The sequence below is a fragment of the Sphingomonas sp. genome, from assembly GCF_965200135.1.
Lineage (GTDB): Bacteria > Pseudomonadota > Alphaproteobacteria > Sphingomonadales > Sphingomonadaceae > Sphingomonas.
Genome location: NZ_CBDATK010000013.1, coordinates 1 through 19,630 on the forward strand (window position 1 = coordinate 1; position 19,630 = coordinate 19,630).

Here is a 19,630-nt window from a genome sequence, read left to right on the forward strand (position 1 = left end):
GAGCTACGACCTCCATGCCTGATACCCGTGCCTATCCCTTGATCCGGGCGAGGCGGAGGCGGCGCCGGTGGCGGCTGCCGGCGGTCACGGCGGTGCAGCGGCGGGTCGGGGCGGTCTTGATCGTCGCGATGGCGCTGCTCGGCGGGCTGCTGTGGGCGAGCCGGTCCGGGCCGACCGACCCGTTGCGCGCGCTGGTCGAAGCGCGGTCGACGCTGGCGGCGGGCAACTATCACGCGGCGCGGCGCAATGCCGAGCGTGCGGTCGCGGTGGCGCCGCGGCTGGCGGCGGCGCAGCTGGTGCTGGCGCGCGCCTGGCTGGCGATGGGCGAGGGCGCGGCGGCGGAGGCGGCGTTGGGGCGGGCGCAGGCGGCGGGGGTGCCGCCGACCCGGTTGCACGCGCTGATCGCCGAGGCGCGGCTGTTGCAGGGCGATCCGGCGGGGGCATTGATCGAGGCGGCGAAGGAGCCGACGCCGGAGGCGGCGCGGGTCAGGGCGGGGGCGCTGGCGGCGCAAGGGCAGGGCGCCGTGGCGCAGGATCTGCTGGAGCAGCTGGTCGCGACGAACCCGAAGGACGCGCGGAGCTGGACCGTGCTCGGGCGGCTACGGCTCGACGCGGGCGAGCTGGGCGGTGCCGCCGATGCCGGCGCCGTCGCCGCGCGACTGGCGCCGGGCGAGCCCAGGGCGATGACGTTGCAGGGCGAGGTCGTCCGCGCACGGTTCGGGCTGGTGGCGGCGCTGCCCTGGTTCGAGGCGGCGTTGAGGACCGACGCCTATGACCACCCCGCACTGATCGAATATGCCGCCGGTCTGGGCGAGGCGGGACGCTACGCCGAGGCGCTGGCGGCGACGCGCAAGGCGCTGGTGGCGGTGCCCGGCAGCCCGCCCGCGCTCTATCTGCAGGCGGTGATCGCGATGCGGGCGGGGCGGCCGGAGCTGGCGCGGCACCTGCTGGCATCGGCGGGCGCGGGGATCGCCGACGTGCCCGGCGCGCTGCTGCTCGCCGGTGCCGCCGATGCCGCGACCGGGCGTGGCGAGGAGGCCGTCGCGTATTGGCGGCGGCTGCTGGCGGTGCAGCCGATGAACCTGACCGCGCGGCGCTTGCTGGCGGGGGCGCTGCTGCGGTCGGGTGACGCGCGGGGGGCGCTGGATGTGCTGCGGCCGCTGGCAATGCGGGGCGATGCCGACGCGCAGGCGCTGGCGCTGACCGCGCGGGCGTGGGAGTGGATCGGCGATCGGGCGACGGCGGCCGGCTTTCTCGACCGGGCGAGCGGGGCGGGGGGACAGGGCGCGTTGTTCGCGACCGACGAGGATGTCGGTGCGCTGACGGTCGAGGCGGCGGGCGCGGCGGGCGATCCGACCTATGCGCTGGGCGTGATCCGGGGCCGGATGAGCGGCGGCGACAAGGCGGGCGCGCTCGCCGCGGCGCGGGCGTTGGCGGCGGCGGCACCGCGCGACCCGGCGGCGCTGCTGGCGCTCGGCGACACGCTGGCGGCGAGCGGGCAGGGCGGCGAGGCGGTGGGCGCCTATACCCGCGCGGCGGACCTGCGGTTCGACGAGCCGACCGTGCTCCGGCTGGTCGATGCGCTCGGCCGTGCGGGCAAGCCGGCGGACGCGGCGGCGACGCTGGCGCTATACCTCGGCCAGAACCCGCAAAGCCTGATGGCGCGTCGGCTGCTCGGGCATTGGCAGGTCGCGGCCGGCACATGGGACGACGCGATCGAGACGCTGGAACAGCTCCGGCACCGCAGCGGCAACCGCGACGCGGGGCTGCTCGCCGACCTGGCGCTCGCCTATGCGGGCGATGGCGATGGCGAGACCGCGCGGCGGTACGGGCGCGCGGCCTATGCGCTGCTGCCGATGAACGCGGCAGCGGCGGATGCCTATGGCGTGGCGCTGGCGGCGGTCGGCGAGACGTCGGCGGCGCGGCAGCTGCTCGACAAGGCGCTGGTACTGTCCCCCGGCAACGCGGCCTATCTCGCGCATCGCCGCCAGCTGGGCTAGGCGCGCGGCCGGAGGAGGCCGCGTTTGGACCCGCTTGACCGTATCGCCGCCGCGCTGGAGCGGCTCGCGCCCGAGCTGCCCGTGGCGGCCGACCCGCTGGCGCACCCGGCCTATGCCTGGCGGGCGGGGCGGCTGACCGCGATCGCCACCGCGGCGATCCCGCTCGACCGGCTGCTCGGCGTCGACCACCAGCGCGATGCGCTGCTCGCCAACCTGACGCGGCTGGCGCAGGGCTTCGCCGCGCACGACGTGCTGCTGTGGGGCGCGCGCGGCACCGGCAAGTCGGCGCTGGCGAAGAGCGCGGTGGCGGCGGTGCAGGCCGCGCACCCGGCGCTGGCGCTGGTGGTCGCGGCGGAGCTGGCGGGCCTGCCGGGGCTGTTCGGGCGGCTGGCCGACGTGCCGCGTCCGGTGGCGGTGTTCGTCGACGACGTCGGCGTCGATGCGGGCCACGACGCGCGGGCGCTGCGCTCGCTGCTGGAGGGCGGGGCCGAGCCGCGGCCGGCCAACGTCCGCCTGCTGGTCACCGCCAACCGCCGCCACCTGCAACCGCGCGACATGCGCGAGCAGGCGGACGCGATCAATCCGCGCGATTCGGCCGACGATCAGCTGGCGCTGGCGGACCGGTTCGGGCTGAGTCTCGGTTTCCACGCGCTCGATCAGGCGGGGTATCTGGCGATCGTCGCGGGCTATGCCGACGCGCATGGGCTCGACGTTGACCCGGCCGAGGCGATCGAGTGGGCGGCGCGGCGCGGCAGCCGGTCGGGGCGGGTGGCGTGGCAGTTCGTGGTCGAGGCGGCCGGGCGGGCCGGGCGGTCGCTATAGTCAGGCTGGATTTCGGACGTCTGGCTCAGGTCAGCGCCTCGACCTGTTCGGCGAGGTCCAGCCAGCGCATCTCCGCCGCCTCCTTCTCGTCGCGCGCCCGGTCGATAGCGGCGCTGAGCCGGGCAAAGGCGGCGGCGTCGCGGACGTAGAGGCCGGGGTCGGCCAACGCCGCCTCGTCGCGGGCGATGGCGCGGTCGATCTCCTCGATGCGGGCGGGCAGGAGGTCGTAGTCGCGCTGGTCCTTGTAGGACAGCTTGGCGCCCGCCTCCCGCCTGGGCGCGGGCTTTTCCGCCTTCGCGCTCGCCGCCGGTCGGGAGGGCGCCGCCTTGACGCGCTTGCGCTCCCAGTCCTCGTACCCGCCGGCGACGACGTCGACCTTGCCCGACCCGTCCAGCCCCAGCGTCACCGTCACCGTGCGGTCGAGGAAGTCGCGGTCGTGGCTGACGATCAGGACGGTGCCCTCGTAATCGCCGATCACCTCCTGCAGCAGGTCCAGCGTCTCCAGGTCGAGGTCGTTGGTCGGCTCGTCGAGCACCAGCAGGTTCGAGTGCCGCGCGAACTCGCGCGCCAGCAACAGCCGCGAACGCTCGCCGCCCGACAGCGTGCCGACCTTGGCGTCGACCAGGCCGGGTTCGAACAGGAACTCCTTGAGATAGCCGTGGATGTGCTTGCGGCTGCCGAGCACGTCGATCCAGTCGCCGCCGTCCGCCAGCACGTCGCGCACCGTCTTCTCGGGCGCCATCAGCTTGCGCTGCTGGTCGATGATGACGCCGTCCAGCGTCTTCGCCAGCCGCACCTCGCCGCTGTCGGGCGCGATCTCGCCGGTCAGCAGGCGGAGCAGCGTCGTCTTGCCCGCGCCGTTCGCGCCGACGATGCCGATCCGGTCGCCGCGCGTCACCCGGAGCGTCAGGTCGCGGATGATCGGGCGGTCTTCGAAGGATTTGGACACGTCCTTGGCGTCGATCACCGTCTTGGTGCGGACGTCGTCGGTGCCGATCGCGAGGTTGGCGGCCCCTTGCGGCCCGATCATCGCTGCGCGTTCGGCACGCATGTCCTTGAGCTTGGCAAGCCGACCCTGGTTGCGACGTCGACGCCCGGTGACGCCGCGCTGGAGCCAATGCTCCTCCAGCTTGAGCCGCGCGTCCAGCCGCTCGGCGTTGCGCTGTTCGTCGGCATAGACCTGTTCGGTCCACGCCTCGAACCCGCCGAAGCCGACCTCCGCACGGCGCAGCGCCCCCCGGTCGAGCCACAGCGTCTGCCGCGTCAGCCGGGTCAGGAAGGTGCGGTCGTGGCTGATGACCACGAAGGCGCCGGTGAAGCGTTGCAGCCAGCTTTCCAGCCACTCGATCGCGACGACGTCGAGGTGGTTGGTCGGCTCGTCGAGCAGCAGCACGTCGGGGTCCATCGCCAGCGCGCGGACGATCGCGGCGCGGCGGCGCTCGCCGCCCGAGGCGGTGGCGGCGTCGCGGGTCAGGTCGATGCCCAGCTGCCCCGCGATCGCGTCCGCCTCGTGCGGCGCGGGCGCGTCGTCACCGGCGAGGACGTAGTCGGCGAACGTGGCGTGGCCGGCGAGGCTCGGTTCCTGTTCGAGCATCACGACGCGCGTGCCCGGCACGATCGTGCGGCGGCCCTCGTCGGCGTCGATCGCGCCGGCGATCAGCCGCAACAGCGTCGACTTGCCCGCGCCGTTGCGGCCGATCAGCGCCAGCCGGTCGCGCGCCTGGAGGTGGAGGTCGAGGTGGCGGAACAGCCAGCCGGAGCCCTGGATCAGGCCGAGGTCTTCGTAAGCGAGAATGGGTGCGGGCATGGCGGCGCGGCCTAGCGATTTAGCGCAGCTAAATCGAGGCTCAAGCGCCGGCCCTGCTCTCCGCGACCGATCGCCTATCCTTTCCGCTGACGGGCCGGCATGACGACGCGTCCTGTCCGCCACCTTTCGGCCCTATTCACAGGTGGTTCAACGCCGCCTAGGTAGTGGCGACTCATGATCCTCTTCGCCCTCAGCCTGTTCGTGCCTGCGATCGCGCTTCAGGTGTCGTCGCATCATCGCGGCGACCAGTGGCGCGTCTTCGAGCAGCGCCGCGAGGGCCGCATCCTGCCGCTGCGCGAGATTGAGGGGCGGGTGGTGCCGACGATGCGCGGCGCCGACTATCTCGGGTTCGAGTTCGACGGGGCGAGCGCGGTTTACACGCTCAAGTTCCTGCGCGATGGCGCGGTGATCTGGGTCGAGGTGGACGGGCGCTCCGGCCAGATCATCGGCCGCACCGGTCGTTAAGGAGACCAGCGATGCGCGTTCTGATCGTCGAGGACGAGCCGACACTCGGCAACCAGCTCAAGAACACGCTGGAGGCGGCCGGCTATGCGATCGACCTCGCGACCGACGGTGAAGAGGGGCTCTACCTCGGGTCGAACGAGAATTACGACGCGGTGGTGCTCGACCTGGGGCTGCCGGAGATCGACGGGCTGACGGTGCTCGACCGCTGGCGCAAGGAGGGCAAGGTCATGCCCGTGCTGGTGCTGACCGCGCGCGACAGCTGGTCGGACAAGGTCGCGGGGCTGGACGCGGGCGCGGACGATTACGTCGCCAAGCCGTTCCAGACCGAGGAGCTGATCGCCCGCCTGCGCGCGCTGATCCGCCGCGCGTCGGGCAACGCATCCAGCGAGCTGACCGCGGGCGACATCCGCCTCGATACGCGATCGGGCAAGGTGACCCGCGCCGGCGAGGCGGTGAAGCTGACGGCGCAGGAATACAAGCTGCTCTCCTACCTGCTCCACCACAAGGGCAAGGTGGTGAGCCGGACCGAGCTGATCGAGCATATCTACGATCAGGATTTCGATCGCGATTCTAACACGATCGAGGTGTTCGTCACGCGCATCCGCAAGAAGCTGGGGCAGGACGTCATCACGACGATCCGGGGTCTGGGCTATTCGCTCGAAGATCCGGAGGGGTGATACTTGCCCGTCACCCCGGCCTCGAGCCGGGGTCTCGCTTCTGCTTCCGCGCGGGACCAGGCAGCGGCACCCCGGCTCAGGGCCGGGGTGACGGAAAGTGACCCCCCCCGTCACCATCCCCGGCGACCTGCCGCGTCACACCGGGTCGCTGCAACGGCGGATGATCCTGATCGCGGCGGCGTGGATCACGCTGCTGCTGGCGGGTGGTGGCTTCGCGCTCGACCGGGTGCTGACCACCGCCGTCACGCGCAATTTCGACGACTCGCTGGCCTATGTGCTGCGCTCGCTGATCGCGTCCGCGGAGATCGGGCCGGAGGGCGAGGTCATCAACACGCGCGAGCCCGCCGACCAGCGCTTCATCGAGCCCGGTTCCGGACTCTATTGGCAGGTGTCGACGCGAGGGCAGGAATCCTATCCGTCGCGCTCGCTGTGGGATCGGCGGCTGGCTTACGGCTCCAGTCATTACGACCGCGACCTGCACTCGTTCGACAGCAACCAGTTCGGCGACGAGAAGCTGCGGATCGTCGAGCGCGACGTGACGCTGCCGGGCTCGACCGCGCGCTGGCGCATCCAGGTGGCGGAGAACCGCGAGGGGCTGGACGATCAGATCGCCGCGCTACGCCGCATCCTGGTGCGCTCGTTCGCGCTGCTGGCGCTGGGACTGGTGCTGCTGGCGGCGTTGCAGACCGTCTATGGCCTGCGCCCGCTGCGGCGCGTGCGCGAGGAGATCGCGGCGATGCGGGCGGGGCGGACCAGCCGCGTGTCGTCGGCGATGCCGGTCGAGGTCGCGCCGATGGTCGAGGAGCTGAACGCGCTGATCGCGCATAACGAGCGGCAGGCGGAGGAGGCGCGGCGGCACGCGGGTAATCTGGCGCATGCGCTCAAGACGCCGCTGACCGTCATCATGAACGCCGCGACCGCGCACGCCGACGACCTGGCCGACACGGTGGTGCGCGAGGCGCGGACGATGCGCCGTCAGGTCGACCATCACCTCGCGCGCGCCCGCGCCGTGGGGCGGCGCGGCTCCGCGCACAGCCGGGCCGAGGTATGGCCGTCGGTCGACTCGGTGGAGCGCGCGGTCGGCCGCCTCTATCGCCACGTCCGCATCGACGCGGAGGGGGCACGCGACCTGCAGGTGCATGTCGAGCGGCAGGATCTGGACGAGATGCTCGGCAACCTGGTCGAGAATGCGGCCAAATACGGTGGCGGCAGCGTGTTCGTGACGGTCGGCGCGCAGGCGGGGTTCGTGGAGATCCTGGTCGAGGACGACGGCACCGGCATCCCGGAGGAGGAGCGCGTGCGGATCTTCGACCGGGGCGTGCGGCTGGATACGGGGAAGCCGGGCACCGGGCTGGGGCTGGCGATCGTGCGCGACGTGGCGGAGATCTACGAAGGCACGGTGGCGCTGGAGGAGAGCGAGGACCTGGGCGGCCTGCTGGTGCGGTTGCGGCTGCCGGCGGCTGGTTGACGTGAGGTGCTCCCCGTCACCGTGTGCGCAAGGGTGACAAGGGCAACCTGACCAGACCAGAAGGCCGACAAGTAAAGTATGATGGCATTAAGCTGATTCAGCTCTGCTCGTTCGCCCTGAGCGGAGTCGAAGGGCATGAGACTCACCTGTGCTTCAACTTCGCTCAGCACGAACGGATCAGGGTCACGTCATGCTGCTGGGAGCAGAACCGAGCCCGGCCCGACACCGGATCGCGGATCTATCTACAGCTGATCGCAGCGGACCCGGTGGCGATGGCGACGATGGTGGCGCGCGCCGGCGTGTGAGCGTTCAGGCGGCCACCTTCATCTCGGTCATCGCGCCTGCCGTCAGCCTCAGGCTGCGCTTTCGCGCTTCGTGATCGTAGATGCTGGTCGAGATCATCAGCTCGTCGACGCCGGTCCGCGCCACGAACGCCGCGATGCCGCGCGCGACCGTCGCGGGGCTGCCGACGGCGGAGCATTGCAGGACGTGGTCGAGGATCGCCGATCCCTGCGCGCCCAGACTCTCGCGATAGCCGGGGACGGGGGGCGGCAGCTGGCGCGGGTTGCCGGTGCGGAGCGCGACGAACGCCTGCTGCTGTGATGACGCGAGCAGCTCCGCCTCGGCATCGGTCTCGGCCGCGAAGACGTTGAACCCCGCCATCGCATAGGGTGTCGCGAGCTGCGCCGACGGCCGGAAATCGCGACGATAGATCGCCAGCGCGGCGTCGAGCGCGTCGGGCGCGAAGTGGCTGGCGAAGGCGTAGGGCAGGCCCAGCATCGCGGCAAGCTGCGCCCCGAAGGTGCTGGAGCCGAGGATCCACATCTCCGGCTTCGCGCCCGCGCCAGGCGTGGCAACGATGCCGGTCCTGCCGTCGTCGGCGAAATAGCTCTGCAATTCGACGACGTCGCGCGGGAAGTCGTTGGCGTCGCTGGTCAACGTGCGGCGCAGCGCGTGGGCGACCCGCTGATCGGACCCCGGCGCACGACCGAGGCCGAGGTCGATGCGGCCCGGAAACAGCGCGTCGAGCGTGCCGAACTGCTCGGCGATCACCAGCGGCGCGTGGTTGGGGAGCATGATCCCGCCCGCGCCGATGCGGATGGTGCTCGTCGCGGCGGCGACATGCGCGAGGACGACGGCGGTGGCGGCGCTGGCGATGCCGCGCATGCCGTGATGCTCGGCGGTCCAATAGCGGTTGAAGCCCACCGCCTCCGCGTGCCGGGCGAGGTCGGCGGCGTTGGCGAGCGACTGCGACACGGTGCCGCCTTCGACGACGGGGACGAGATCGAGGAATGCTAAGCGGGTCATGGGGAGGAGATGGGGGTGGATCGGACGGTTTTCACCCCCGTCTCGTTGCCGTCATCTCAGCCCGTAGCCGTCGTCTTCGCGAAAGCGGGGACCCATCTCCCGGTCTTCGCCTCGTCACGCCCGCTGCAGCATCGTGCAACGGTCCGGAGATGGGTCCCCGCTTTCGCGGGGATGACGGAGCGGCGGCGTGCGCTACCACCCAACCGACCACCGCACCGCCGCGCCATAGTCCGGCCCGAGCGCCGCGACGTTACCCGGATCGCGTCGCCAGTAGAGGTTGGTCCGCAGCGCCCCGCGCGACAGCGGCACCGTATACAGCGCCTCCACGTCCAGCTCGCGCCCCTGCGGCGCCAGCCCCAGCCGCTGCGTCGTCCACGCCGACACCGCGTCCGCCGCATAGTCCCAACCGGTCGGCAGCGTCAGGTCGATGCCGCCGCTCGCCACCCGCAGCGGCTGCGCGGCGCGCAGGTCGAGGCGGTCGCCCCCGAACAGCCCCGCCTTGCCGAGGTCGGCGCTCCACGACGTCGTGCGGAGCGTGCCGCCGCCCGCGAAGCCGTGGACCTGCGCCGCCGTCTGCCCCTGTCGCCAGCTGCCGCCCAGCGTCCAGCCGCCCGCTTCGACCTGCGCCCCGGTCTCCGCGAACCAGCTGGTCGCACCGGGGCTGCCCAGCGCCGCGCCGAACCGCGCGCCGAGCACCGTCGCGTCCTCGTGCAGCCGGGTCACGCCCGCGTGCGCCACCACCGGCCCGACCGCGCGGTCGAGCCCGAACGCGACGCGATCATAGGGCGTGCGCTGCCAATAGCGCGAGCCGGGCAACAGCCGCTCGCGTGGCGACAGCACCCCGCCCGTTTCGGCCGCCGCCGTCACGCCCCATCCGCCCAGCGAATGGCGCACCGCGACGCTCGATGCGGGGGCGGTGTCGATACCGCCGGTCGGACCGGCGACGAGGAAGGCGGGCTCGCTGTTCCCCGCCAGCTGCGCGGTCAGCCCGCCCGCGCCCTGGCTGAAGCCGAGCGCGAAGCTGGTCCGGCTGCCCAGCCGCTGCACGATGCTGCCCGCGATCGCGCGTGCCGCCTCGGCGTCGTGGCCGGTGAGGCTCGTCTGCGCCAGCGTCGCGCCGGTGCGGGTGGGGGCGAGCGTCATCGCGACGCTGGTGCCGCCGACCGCGAAGCTGCTCGCGATCGTGCGCGCCCGCAGCGCCGCGTCGAGCGGGCGCGTCGCCGGTGCCCGCGACAGCGTCCCCGCCAGATCGATCGCGAACGCGCGATCGTAGCCGTCGAGGATCACCGCGCCGACCCCGGCGGGCGAGGCGTCGCCCATCGCCGCGCTGGTCTGGCCGGCGGTCGCCGTGACCTGCGCCGCCGCCCCCGCGACCATCGCCGTGCCGACCGGCTGAAACGCGCGGGTGAGGTCCAGGATGCCGCGACCATAGATCGGATCGGTGCCGGCCGCGCCCGCGTCGCGCGCGGTGGTGAGCAGCAGGTTGACGATCTGTGCGCCCGTCAGGTTCGGGAACGCCTGAGCCAGCAACGCCACCGCGCCCGAGATCTGCGGCGCGGCAAAGGAGGTGCCCGACCAGAGATAGGGCGTGTTGGTCTCGTCGGGCGCGCGGACACGCTCGCCGATCGCGGTAAGATAATACGCCGCGCCGGTGCCGGCCTTGTCGCTGAACGAGGAGATCGTGTTGCCCGCGCCGATCGAGCCGGCGACGATCACCGCGTTGTTGGCGTTGGCGGTGCCGCCGACTTCGGTGAACTGGTCGGGATTGTCGGTGCCGTCGTTGCCCGCCGCGATCACCACGACGATGCCGGCGGCGGTGGCGCGGCCGATCGCCGCCTGCAGGGTGGCGGGCATGGTCGAGCCGCCCAGGCTCATGTTGATGACCCGCGCGCCGGCCGCACGCGCGGCGTCCACCCCTTGCGTCAGCGCGTCGCTGGAGAAGCGGCAGCCGCTGTCCTCGTCGTCGGTCGCGGCGGTGGCGCAGGTGCCGGGCCGGTCGGCGCGTAACGCGATCACCGTCGCGCCGAACGCGACGCCGTGCGTGCCCGTCCCGTTGCGCCGCCCGGCCGCGGTAAAGGCGACGGCGGTGCCGTGGCCGCCCTCGTCGTCGACCGTCGTGTTGCCCGCCAGCGCCTGGCTCGCGGACGAGATGCGATTGTCGAACTCGGGCGAGTCGAGGTCGATCCCCGAATCGATGATCGCGATGCCGACGCCGCTGCCGGTCGCGCCGACATTATAGGCGGCGAGCGCATTCAAGTTCACCGCGCCGACCGTGGCGCGGTACTCGCTCGTGTCGTTGCTGGCGGCCGGTGCCGGTGCCGGTGCCGGTGTCGGGGTCGGTGTCGGGACGGGAGCGGGCGTCGGCGTCGGGGCCACGACCACGGGCGGCGCGGGGGTGCTGGCGACGCCGCCGCCGCCGCACGCCGCGAGCGCCGACAATGCGCCCAGACTCGCGCCGCGCCATGCCAAGCCCTTGACCGTCATCCGATCGCCCTCCCCGACAACCCGTCTCCAGACGAGCCTTAAGTCGCTTATATTCAACCTCTTTACCATAGCTGAATGCCGGGTGCATCCGTGCACGGGCGCCGGGTTGCCGCTGGCCGCCCCGCCCCGTAGAGCCGCCGATCATGCCACCGGCGCTCCGTCATATCGACACCTGGATCTTCGATCTCGACAACACGCTGTATCCGGCGCGCGCGGACCTGTTCGCGCGGATCGACAAGCGGATGACCGCCTTCGTCGCACGGCGGCTCGGGCTGGACGAGGCGGCGGCGTTCGCGGTGCAGAAGGGCTATTTCCACGCGCACGGCACGACGCTGGCCGGGCTGATGGCGGAGCACGACGTCGATCCGCACGAGTTCCTGGACGACGTCCACGCGGTCGAGATGGACGTGCTGGAGCACGACGCGCCGCTCGCCGCCGCGATCGCGCGGCTGCCGGGGCGCAAGCTGGTCTTCACCAACGGCGACGCCACCTATGCCGGGCGGGTGCTCGGGCGGCTCGGGCTGGGGGAGAGCTTCGAAGCGGTGCACGACATCCACGCCATGGGGCTGCTGCCGAAGCCCGCGCCCGCCGCCTATCGCGGGCTGTGCGACGTCCACGGCGTCGATCCGGCGCGCGCGCTGTTCGTCGACGACATGGCGCGCAACCTCGCGCCCGCCAAGGCGATCGGCATGACGACGGTGTGGATCGACAACGGCTCCGAACAAGGCCCGGAAGGCGCGCGCGACTTCATCGACCATATCGTCGCGGACGTCGGTCCGTGGCTGCACGCAATATTGGAGGACGCATGAGCGACGAGCTGGCCGCGACGATCGATGCGGCGTGGGAAGAGCGCGCAGACCTGGGGCTGGAGACCGGCGGTGCGGTGCGCGCGGCGGTGGAGCGCGCGCTGGCACTGCTCGATGCGGGTGAGGCGCGCGTCGCGGAACCGGCCGGGGATGGCTGGCGCGTCAACCAGTGGCTCAAGAAGGCGGTGCTGCTCAGCTTCCGGCTCAACGACAATGCGCTGGTCGACGGCGGCGCGGGTGGCGCGCCCGCGTTCGACAAGGTGCCGTCCAAGTTCGCGGGCTGGGGCGAGGCCGCGTTCCGCAGCGCCGGCTTCCGCGTCGTCCCCGGCGCGGTCGCACGGCGCGGCGCGTTCATTGGCAAGGGCGCGATCCTGATGCCCAGCTTCGTCAACATCGGCGCCTATGTCGGCGAGGGCACGATGGTCGACACCTGGGCGACGGTGGGCAGCTGCGCGCAGATCGGGCGCAACGTCCACATCTCCGGCGGCGCTGGGATCGGCGGCGTACTGGAGCCGCTTCAGGCGGACCCGGTCATCGTCGGCGACGGCGCCTTCATCGGCGCGCGCAGCGAAGTGGCGGAGGGCGTGCGCGTCGGCGAGGGCGCGGTGCTGTCGATGGGCGTTTATCTCGGCGCGTCGACCAGGATCATCGACCGCGCGACGGGCGAGGTGTTCCGCGGCGAGGTGCCGCCCTACGCCGTCGTCGTGCCCGGTTCGACAGGCGGCGACCTGAGCCTTTATTGCGCGGTGATCGTCAAGCGCGTGGACGCGCAGACCCGGTCGAAGACCAGCATCAACGAGCTGCTCCGCGACTGACCGCCGCCTCGCAGCGACGGAAATAGGGCGGGATCGCGGCGGGCGGCAGCGGCAGCTTGCGGGTGTCGAACGCCGCGATGCCGCAGGCGACGACACGCGCGGTGCGGGTGGCGACGGCGTCGAGCGGATCGCCGGCGCGCAGCGTGTCGACCCGGCGCCACACGACACGGCCCTCGCGCGCATCCTCGAAGCGGCTCTCGACCCGCACCATGCCGCCGCGCGCGACGACGCGGCCACCGATCGCGAGGTCGCGGCCGCCCGTCACCAGCGGCACCCCGGCGACCGACAGCGCGCGGCGCAGGCTCGCCTCATAGGCGACGCCGGTGCCCTCGATCGCGCGCAGCTGGACGTGGCGCTCGCGATGGCCGGGGCGCGTCCAGGCGAAGCCGAGCACCGCCGCGAGCACGATCGCGGCCATGACGAGCGCGAGTGGCCGGAGAGAAGGATCGGACGCCATCGCCTCTCCCTATAACGTCATGCTGCACTTGTTTCAGCATGAAGGTGATCTCGCGACCGGCTCGACAACACGGCGGCCGCTGCCTATCCGCCGCCCCAGCCTTGAGGATCGCCACACCATGACCACCGCCGCCAGCCAGACACTCGACCGCGTCCTCGTGCTGGAGATGGTGCGCGTGACGGAGGCGGCGGCGATCGCCGCGTCGACGCTGACCGGCCGCGGCGACGAGGACGCGGCGGACGCGGCGGCGGTGGAGGCGATGCGCGCGGCATTGAACGAGCTGCCGATCGACGGCACCGTGGTGATCGGCGAGGGCGAGCGCGACGAGGCGCCGATGCTGTATATCGGCGAGAAGGTCGGCTCCCAGCAGGATGGCGGGCCGAAGATCGACATCGCGCTCGATCCGCTGGAGGGGACGACGATCTGCGCCAAGGCGGGGCCGAACAGCCTCGCGGTGCTGGCGATCGCGGAGGCCGGCGGGCTGCTCAACGCGCCCGACGTCTATATGGACAAGCTGGCGGTCGGGCCGGGCTATCCCGACGGCGTCATCGACCTCGATCGCTCGCCGGCGGACAACGTCCGCAGCGTCGCCGCCGCGAAGGGCTGCGCGCCGGGCGAGATCATGGTCTGCGTGCTCGACCGGCCGCGCCACGAGGCGCTGATCGCGGAGCTGCGCGCGCTCGGCTGCGGCGTCGTGCTGATCGGCGACGGCGACGTCGCGGGCGTGATCGCGACCACCAATCCGGACACGACGATCGACCTCTACATGGGCTCGGGCGGCGCGCCGGAGGGCGTGCTGGCCTGCGCGGCGCTGCGCTGCGTCGGTGGGCAGTTCAAGGGCCGGCTGCTGTTCCGCAACGATGACGAGCGCGCGCGCGCGGCGAAGTGGGGCGTCACCGACCTCGACCGCCAATACGACCTGACCGACCTCGCCAAGGGCGACTGCATCTTTGCCGCGACCGGCGTCACCGACGGCTCGCTGCTGGCGGGCGTCAAGCGGCGCGGCGACAAGATGACCACCGAGAGCGTGGTGATGCGCGCCTCGTCGGGCACGGTGCGCTGGGTCAAGGGCGAGCATCGGCTTTGACCGGGTGCCGGCGGGGGTGACCCCGATCGCGGCGCTGCTGCTGGCCGTCGCGCTGCTGCCGCTCGGCCAGCTGCTGTTCGCGCGGCGACGCCGGATCGAGGGGCGACGTTATCCGCGCATGGTGCGGACGAGCTGGCTGCGCTTCGGCGTGCCGCCGCTGGTGCTGCTCGGGATTATAGCGCGCTGGCCTGACTTCCTGCACCTGCCGTCCGAGTTCGCCGCCGCGCGTATGCTGCTCGGGATCGGTGACGTCGGCGTGGTCGAACAGCGGATCCTGATCGGCGCGGCGGCGATCGGGGTGGCGATCGGCGTCGGCGGCGGGATGCTGCTCACCGCCTGGCGTGCATGGCGGGGGCGGCCGGAAGGGACGCTGTTCGGCGACGCGGCGGCGGTGCGGCCGGGGCCGGGCGAGCTCGGCTGGGCGGCGGCGCTGGCGGTGACGGCGGGGATCACCGAAGAGGCGTATTTCCGTCTGCTCCTGCCGCTGCTGGCGACGCTTGCGATGGGCAGCGCCCCGATCGCGTTCGCCGGCGCGGCGCTGCTGTTCGGCGCGGCGCATCGTTATCAGGGCTGGCGCGGGATGCTGGCGACGACGCTGGCGGGCGCGGCGCTGTCGGTGTTCTACCTCGCCTCGGGCAGCCTGATCGCGGCGATGGCGGTGCATGCGACCGGCGACCTGGGCCATCTGGTGCTCCGGCCCGCCGTGCGCGGCTGGATCGAGCGGCGCCGATCGAAGCGCCGTTGACACAGACCCGCCCCGCCCGGCAGCATCCGTCGATGCGTAAAATCCTTCTCGCCACTCTGCTCGCCGCCGCCGCGCCGGCGCTCACCCAGGCGCCGCCGCCCGCGCCCGCGCCCGCCGCCGACTCCCCCTTCACCTTCGAGGAGGTGATGGTGCCGATGCGCGACGGCGCGCGGATGCAGACCGTCGTCATGCGCCCCAAGGACAGGACCGGACCGCTGCCGATCCTGCTGATGCGGACCCCCTATGGCGTCCCCACCGAGGCGCCGACGCAGCGCTTCGTCGAGCGCAACAAGGAGCTGCTCGCGGACGGCTACATCATGGTGATCCAGTCGATGCGCGGGCGGTTCAAGTCCGGCGGCAGCTTCACGCTCTCGACCGCCGTCCATCCGGGCGATCGCCGCGCCGTCGACGAGTCGACCGATGCCTACGACACGATCGACTGGCTGGTGAAGAACGTGAAGCCCAACAACGGGCGCGTCGGGATGTGGGGCGTGTCCTATCCCGGCTTCGCGGCGGCGGTGGCGCTGATCCATCCGCACCCGGCGCTGAAGGCGGTCAGCCCGCAGGCGGCGTGGATCGACTATTGGCAGTCGGATGACCTCCACCGCAACGGCGCGCTGCGGCTCAGCTACGCCACCGACTGGGTGTCGTCGCTGCAGATGGCGAAGGACAATTGGGAGTTCCCTTATCCGACGCTGGATACCTACGAGTTCTTCCTTCAGCAGGGGAACGCGGAGGCAGTCGACCGCAACTTCCTCCACGGCGGCTCGGCGATGTTCACAGCGCTGCTCGATCATCCCAACCACGATAGCTTCTACACCGGTCAGCGCTGGACCGACGCGCTCGGGCGGACGACGGTGCCGACGCTCAACGTCGCGGGCTTCTGGGATCAGGAGGACCCGTGGGGGTCGTGGCGCATCTATGAGCGGCAGGCGCAGAACGACCCGAACCATCTGGCGCAGATGGTGTCGGGGCCGTGGAACCATGGCGGCTGGCAGGGCAAGGGCGATTTCGTCGCCAACGGACGCGTCCCCATCGGCACCGAATCGGGCACCGAGTTCAAGGCACAGATCCAGGCGCCGTTCTTCCGCTATTGGCTGCACGGACAGGGCACGCGCCCCGACTGGCGGGTCAAGATGTTCCAGTCGGGATCGAACCGGTGGCGCACCTATGCCGCCTGGCCGCCGACGGGCGCGACCGCCACGCAGCTGTACCTGCGCGCGGACGGCTCGCTGTCCTTCACCGCGCCGGCGGCGGGCGAGGCGTGCCGCAGCTATGTCAGCGACCCCGCCAACCCGGTGCCCTTCCGCGAGCGGCCGATGTCGGCGACCTATGCGACGCCCGACTGGCGCAGCTGGGAGGGGGACGATCAGCGCTTCGTCGATCACCGTCCCGACGTGTTGAGCTGGACCTCCGCGCCGCTGCCGCAGGACCTGGTGGTGACGGGGCAGCTCGCGGCGACGCTGATGGCGTCGACCAGCGGCACCGATTCGGATTTCGTGGTCAAGCTGATCGACGTGCTGCCGGACAACGCCGTCCCGTTCGACGGCGCGACCGCGAAGCCCGGCGATTACGCGCGCCAGCTTAACGGCTATCAGCTGCCGATCGCGATGGAGGTGCGGCGCGGCCGTTTCCTGCTGAGCGATACCGCGCCACAGCCGCTGGTCGCCAACCGCGTCGTCGCGTGGGACGTGCCGCTGCGCGATCACGACCATGTGTTCAAGGCCGGGCACCGGATCATGGTGCAGGTGCAGTCGAGCTGGTTTCCGATGATCGACCGCAACCCGCAGACCTTCGTGCCCAACATCGCGCGGGCGAAACCGGGCGATTACGTCCGGGCGGAGCAGCGCGTCTGCGCCGGCTCGCGCGTGACGCTGCCGGTGATGCGCTGACAGTGATGCGCTGACCGGCGCGCGTTCGTCGCATAACCGTTGAAGCCTTCGGCCCGGTTCGTGCCAAATGCACGCGGGCGACCGGGGGGACGTGACGATGCGGTGGGGATGGATGCTGGCGGCGACGCTGTTGCCCGTGGCCGCGCTCGCACAGCTGGGAACGCAGGTCGGCGGAAACGGCCTGACCAACTTTCCGACGCTGCCCGCCGTCGAGCCGTTCACCGAGACGGTGTTCGGCGTCGCGATCGACGATCCCTATCGCTGGATGGAACGCGCCAACCGCCGCGACGCGCTCGCCGCCTGGGTCAACGCGTCGAGCGCGCATACCACAGGCGAACTGGCGGCGCTGCCGCAGCGCGAGGCGCTGTTCAAGGAGCTGGAGGCGGCGAGCCGGGCCAACGCCGCGCACATGAACGTGCAGGAGGCGGGCGGGCGCCTGTTCTTCGAGGTGGTCGCGCCCGACCGCAACATTCCGGTGCTGATGGTGCGTGAGGGCGGGCATGACCGACTGCTGCTCGATCCGATGGCGGGTGTCGCCGCGGACGCGCCGCCGCGCGCCATCTCCGCCTATACGCCGTCGCCCGATGGCAAGCGCGTTGCGATCCACGTCGCGGACGGCGGCGGCGAGACGGGCATGATCCGCTTCTACGACGTCGCGACCGGCACCCCCGGTCCCGACGCGCTGGGGCCGGTCTGGGGCGAGTTCCGCGTCAGCTGGATCGACGACGACACGGTCACCTACACCCGCCTGGCGGCGACCGCGGCGGGCGGCGATCAGATGCGCGGCATGTCGTCCTGGCTGCATCGGTTGGGCACGCCGGTCGCCGAGGACAAGCCGCTGCTCGGCCCCGACCTGCCCGCCAACGGCTTCGCGGTGCTGCCGAGCCAATTCCCGATCGTCGTCACCGACCCGACGACGCCGTGGGTGGTGGCGCTGGCGACCAATGCGCGCGCGGAATATCCGGTCGCGGTCGGCCGCCTCGCCGACGTCCGCGCCGGACGGCCGCGCTGGACGCAGCTCGCCACCTATGACGATCGGGTCAACACCGCCGACGTGGTCGGCGACACCTTCTATTACGTCACCAGCCGCACCGATCCGAAGGGCGAGCTGCGCGCACTCGACCTCGGCAAGGCGACCTCGCTGGCGGCGAGCCGGCGGGTGCTGCCCGCAGGCAACCGCGTCATCGACGGCATCGCCGCCACCACCGGCGGGCTGTACGTCACGACGACGCTGCCGTCCGGCGCCAGCGGGCTGCTGTTCCTGCCGCGCGGCGCCGGCATTCCGCGCGCGGTGGCGCTGCCGGCGGGGCTGGGGATCACCGACCTGTCGGTGACGCCCGATCGCCGGGCGATCACCTTCGCTCTCGCCGGCTTCCGCCAGAACTGGACCTATTACCGCGCCGTCGACGGGCGGATGGCGCCGCTCGGCATCGCCGACGAGACGCTGCCAGCCGCGCGCGCGCGCACCGTGGTGGACGAGTATGCGACCAGCGCCGACGGCACGCGCGTGCCGCTGACCATCGTCTACGCCGGCGCGCGGCACGGTCCGGCCCCGACCGTGATCGACGCCTATGGCAGCTACGGCCAGATCGGGCGGCCGACCTACAGCACCAGCTGGACCGTGTGGAACGCGCGCGGGGGCGTCTATGCCGACTGCCATGTGCGCGGCGGCGGCGAACTGGGCGAGGGCTGGCACCGCGACGGCAACGTCGCCAACAAGCCGCGCGCGCACGAGGATCTGATCGCGTGCGGGGAGCGGCTGGTCCAGCTCGGCTATGCGACGCCGAAGACGCTCGGCATCTTCGGGGCCAGCGCGGGCGGGCTGCTGATCCCGCCGGTGGCGCTGAAGCGGCCGGACCTGTTCGCGGCGGCGGTGACGCGGGTCGGCATCGTCAACGCGACCCGGCTGGCGGTGGCGAACAACGGGCCGAACCAATATGGCGAGATGGGCGATCCCGGCAACGCCGAGGGTTTCCGCGCGCTGGCGGCGCAGGACTCGACGCTGCTGCTGCGCCAGGCGCGGGGCGGCACCAGCTACCTCTTCACCGTCGGACTGAACGACCGCCGCGTCGATCCGTGGATGTCGGCCAAATTGGCGGCGATGATGCGCGCGAAATGGGGCGACCGGCAGCTGGTGGCGATCCGCTCGGACGGCAATGCGGGACACGGCATCGGCTCGACCCGCGATCAGTCGCTGCAGGAGCGGGCGGACATCTTCGCCTTCTTCCTCAACCGCTTCGGCGCACCGGGGTTCGTGCGATAATCAGGGGGAATAGCGGCATGGACAAGGGTCTGATGACGGCGCTGGCGATGGCGCTGGTGGCGGCGGCCCCGGCGGCGCGGCCGGTGCTGTTGCTGGCGGGCGACGGGGTCGGCGTCGGCGCGCGCACGATCAAGTTCGACCGGACGACGCGGGCGCAGGCGATCGCGCTGGTGACCACCGCGCTCGGCCCCCCGGTCAAGCAGGGCAACCACGGCGACTGCGCGCAGGACGCGATCCGGTATTATGCGGCATTCCGTGGTGACTTCGAGCTGACCTTCGTCGGCGGCAAGTTCGTCGGGTGGACGGAGGACGGCACGACGCTCCACACCGCCAAGGGCATTGCGGTCGGCTCGACGCTGGCGGCGGTGCGCCGCGCCTATCCCGACGTCGAGACCGATGAGGGCGACGAGGCGAACGGCGGGCTCGGCGCGAGTTTTCAGCGTGAGGACGGGCCGCAGGGGTGGCTCGACGGCACAAGGCCCACGTCGAAGGTGATCGGCCTCTATGCGGGCGTCACCTGCATCGTCAGTTGAT

17 protein-coding genes are annotated in these 19,630 nt (G+C 72.0%); 13 read left to right on the top strand and 4 right to left on the bottom strand.

What is annotated here, in order from left to right:
• Positions 1-14 precede the first annotated feature (14 nt).
• Together ACOFKS_RS13620 and ACOFKS_RS13625 are read left to right on the top strand one after the other, a co-directional pair.
• On the top strand, positions 15-2,000 hold the full coding sequence (locus tag ACOFKS_RS13620) for a tetratricopeptide repeat protein (protein WP_419809802.1): 1,986 nt from the start codon (positions 15-17) through the stop codon (positions 1,998-2,000).
• A gap of 24 nt (positions 2,001-2,024) precedes the next feature.
• On the top strand, positions 2,025-2,822 hold the full coding sequence (locus ACOFKS_RS13625) for a DUF815 domain-containing protein (protein WP_419809803.1): 798 nt from the start codon (positions 2,025-2,027) through the stop codon (positions 2,820-2,822).
• 25 nt (positions 2,823-2,847) lie between these two features.
• On the opposite strand, the gene ACOFKS_RS13630 is transcribed toward ACOFKS_RS13625, so the two are convergent.
• Entirely contained in the window at positions 2,848-4,629 is a 1,782-nt protein-coding gene (locus tag ACOFKS_RS13630) for an ABC-F family ATP-binding cassette domain-containing protein (RefSeq protein WP_419809804.1), read from the bottom strand.
• Between the two features lie 174 nt (positions 4,630-4,803).
• On the opposite strand from ACOFKS_RS13630, the gene ACOFKS_RS13635 reads away from it, so the two are divergent.
• The 4 genes from ACOFKS_RS13635 (at position 4,804) to ACOFKS_RS13650 (ending at position 7,544) form a co-directional block, all read left to right on the top strand.
• On the top strand, positions 4,804-5,094 hold the full coding sequence (locus tag ACOFKS_RS13635) for a hypothetical protein (RefSeq protein WP_419809805.1): 291 nt from the start codon (positions 4,804-4,806) through the stop codon (positions 5,092-5,094).
• An 11-nt stretch (positions 5,095-5,105) separates the two neighbouring features.
• The gene (locus ACOFKS_RS13640) at positions 5,106-5,771 is read left to right on the top strand and encodes a response regulator transcription factor (RefSeq protein WP_419809806.1); all 666 of its coding nucleotides are present in this window, start codon (positions 5,106-5,108) and stop codon (positions 5,769-5,771) included.
• A 160-nt stretch (positions 5,772-5,931) separates the two neighbouring features.
• Entirely contained in the window at positions 5,932-7,239 is a 1,308-nt protein-coding gene (locus ACOFKS_RS13645) for an ATP-binding protein (protein ID WP_419810167.1), read from the top strand.
• Positions 7,240-7,262: 23 nt separating this feature from the next.
• Positions 7,263-7,544: a hypothetical protein gene (locus ACOFKS_RS13650; protein WP_419809807.1), complete on the top strand. Its 282-nt coding sequence runs from the start codon at positions 7,263-7,265 to the stop codon at positions 7,542-7,544.
• A gap of 4 nt (positions 7,545-7,548) precedes the next feature.
• Here the strand turns inward: ACOFKS_RS13650 and ACOFKS_RS13655 are convergent, their stop codons facing one another.
• Together ACOFKS_RS13655 and ACOFKS_RS13660 are read right to left on the bottom strand one after the other, a co-directional pair.
• Positions 7,549-8,547, bottom strand: coding sequence for an LLM class flavin-dependent oxidoreductase (locus ACOFKS_RS13655; protein ID WP_419809808.1), 999 nt, complete (start codon positions 8,545-8,547; stop codon positions 7,549-7,551).
• Between the two features lie 192 nt (positions 8,548-8,739).
• Positions 8,740-11,031: a S8 family serine peptidase gene (locus ACOFKS_RS13660; protein ID WP_419809809.1), complete on the bottom strand. Its 2,292-nt coding sequence runs from the start codon at positions 11,029-11,031 to the stop codon at positions 8,740-8,742.
• A 143-nt stretch (positions 11,032-11,174) separates the two neighbouring features.
• On the opposite strand from ACOFKS_RS13660, the gene ACOFKS_RS13665 reads away from it, so the two are divergent.
• Positions 11,175-11,840 carry a pyrimidine 5'-nucleotidase gene (locus ACOFKS_RS13665; protein ID WP_419809810.1) on the top strand — a complete coding sequence of 222 codons (666 nt, stop codon included), beginning with the start codon at positions 11,175-11,177 and terminating at the stop codon, positions 11,838-11,840.
• Positions 11,837-12,652, top strand: a complete 816-nt coding sequence (gene dapD / locus ACOFKS_RS13670) for a 2,3,4,5-tetrahydropyridine-2,6-dicarboxylate N-succinyltransferase (RefSeq protein WP_419809811.1) — start codon at positions 11,837-11,839, stop codon at positions 12,650-12,652. Before ACOFKS_RS13665 ends, dapD begins: the two co-directional genes overlap by 4 nt.
• Here the strand turns inward: dapD and ACOFKS_RS13675 are convergent.
• On the bottom strand, positions 12,630-13,109 hold the full coding sequence (locus tag ACOFKS_RS13675) for a hypothetical protein (RefSeq protein WP_419809812.1): 480 nt from the start codon (positions 13,107-13,109) through the stop codon (positions 12,630-12,632). The genes dapD and ACOFKS_RS13675 overlap by 23 nt on opposite strands.
• Before the next feature lie 118 nt (positions 13,110-13,227).
• On the opposite strand from ACOFKS_RS13675, the gene glpX reads away from it, so the two are divergent.
• From glpX to ACOFKS_RS13700, 5 genes are all read left to right on the top strand, one after another.
• Complete coding sequence (glpX, locus tag ACOFKS_RS13680; protein WP_419809813.1) at positions 13,228-14,196, top strand: class II fructose-bisphosphatase; 969 nt, start codon at positions 13,228-13,230, stop codon at positions 14,194-14,196.
• 16 nt (positions 14,197-14,212) lie between these two features.
• On the top strand, positions 14,213-14,941 hold the full coding sequence (locus tag ACOFKS_RS13685; protein WP_419809814.1) for a CPBP family intramembrane glutamic endopeptidase: 729 nt from the start codon (positions 14,213-14,215) through the stop codon (positions 14,939-14,941).
• 32 nt (positions 14,942-14,973) lie between these two features.
• Positions 14,974-16,833, top strand: coding sequence for a CocE/NonD family hydrolase (locus tag ACOFKS_RS13690; protein ID WP_419809815.1), 1,860 nt, complete (start codon positions 14,974-14,976; stop codon positions 16,831-16,833).
• Positions 16,834-16,930: 97 nt separating this feature from the next.
• Complete coding sequence (locus tag ACOFKS_RS13695) at positions 16,931-19,096, top strand: prolyl oligopeptidase family serine peptidase (protein ID WP_419810168.1); 2,166 nt, start codon at positions 16,931-16,933, stop codon at positions 19,094-19,096.
• Positions 19,097-19,113: 17 nt separating this feature from the next.
• Positions 19,114-19,629 carry a hypothetical protein gene (locus tag ACOFKS_RS13700; RefSeq protein WP_419809816.1) on the top strand — a complete coding sequence of 172 codons (516 nt, stop codon included), beginning with the start codon at positions 19,114-19,116 and terminating at the stop codon, positions 19,627-19,629.
• The last annotated feature ends 1 nt before the right edge of the window (position 19,630 follow it).

Bases quoted from the DNA above. Each gene is read 5' to 3' on its own strand.
- glpX (WP_419809813.1), top strand. From the start codon at position 13,228: ATGACCACCGCCGCCAGCCAGACACTCGACCGCGTCCTCGTGCTGGAG.
- ACOFKS_RS13700 (WP_419809816.1), top strand. From the start codon at position 19,114: ATGGACAAGGGTCTGATGACGGCGCTGGCGATGGCGCTGGTGGCGGCG.
- ACOFKS_RS13665 (WP_419809810.1), top strand. From the start codon at position 11,175: ATGCCACCGGCGCTCCGTCATATCGACACCTGGATCTTCGATCTCGAC.
- ACOFKS_RS13690 (WP_419809815.1), top strand. From the start codon at position 14,974: ATGCGTAAAATCCTTCTCGCCACTCTGCTCGCCGCCGCCGCGCCGGCG.
- ACOFKS_RS13675 (WP_419809812.1), bottom strand. From the start codon at position 13,109: ATGGCGTCCGATCCTTCTCTCCGGCCACTCGCGCTCGTCATGGCCGCG.
- ACOFKS_RS13695 (WP_419810168.1), top strand. From the start codon at position 16,931: ATGCGGTGGGGATGGATGCTGGCGGCGACGCTGTTGCCCGTGGCCGCG.
- ACOFKS_RS13630 (WP_419809804.1), bottom strand. From the start codon at position 4,629: ATGCCCGCACCCATTCTCGCTTACGAAGACCTCGGCCTGATCCAGGGC.
- ACOFKS_RS13645 (WP_419810167.1), top strand. From the start codon at position 5,932: ATGATCCTGATCGCGGCGGCGTGGATCACGCTGCTGCTGGCGGGTGGT.
- ACOFKS_RS13640 (WP_419809806.1), top strand. From the start codon at position 5,106: ATGCGCGTTCTGATCGTCGAGGACGAGCCGACACTCGGCAACCAGCTC.
- ACOFKS_RS13660 (WP_419809809.1), bottom strand. From the start codon at position 11,031: ATGACGGTCAAGGGCTTGGCATGGCGCGGCGCGAGTCTGGGCGCATTG.
- ACOFKS_RS13655 (WP_419809808.1), bottom strand. From the start codon at position 8,547: ATGACCCGCTTAGCATTCCTCGATCTCGTCCCCGTCGTCGAAGGCGGC.
- ACOFKS_RS13635 (WP_419809805.1), top strand. From the start codon at position 4,804: ATGATCCTCTTCGCCCTCAGCCTGTTCGTGCCTGCGATCGCGCTTCAG.
- dapD (WP_419809811.1), top strand. From the start codon at position 11,837: ATGAGCGACGAGCTGGCCGCGACGATCGATGCGGCGTGGGAAGAGCGC.
- ACOFKS_RS13620 (WP_419809802.1), top strand. From the start codon at position 15: ATGCCTGATACCCGTGCCTATCCCTTGATCCGGGCGAGGCGGAGGCGG.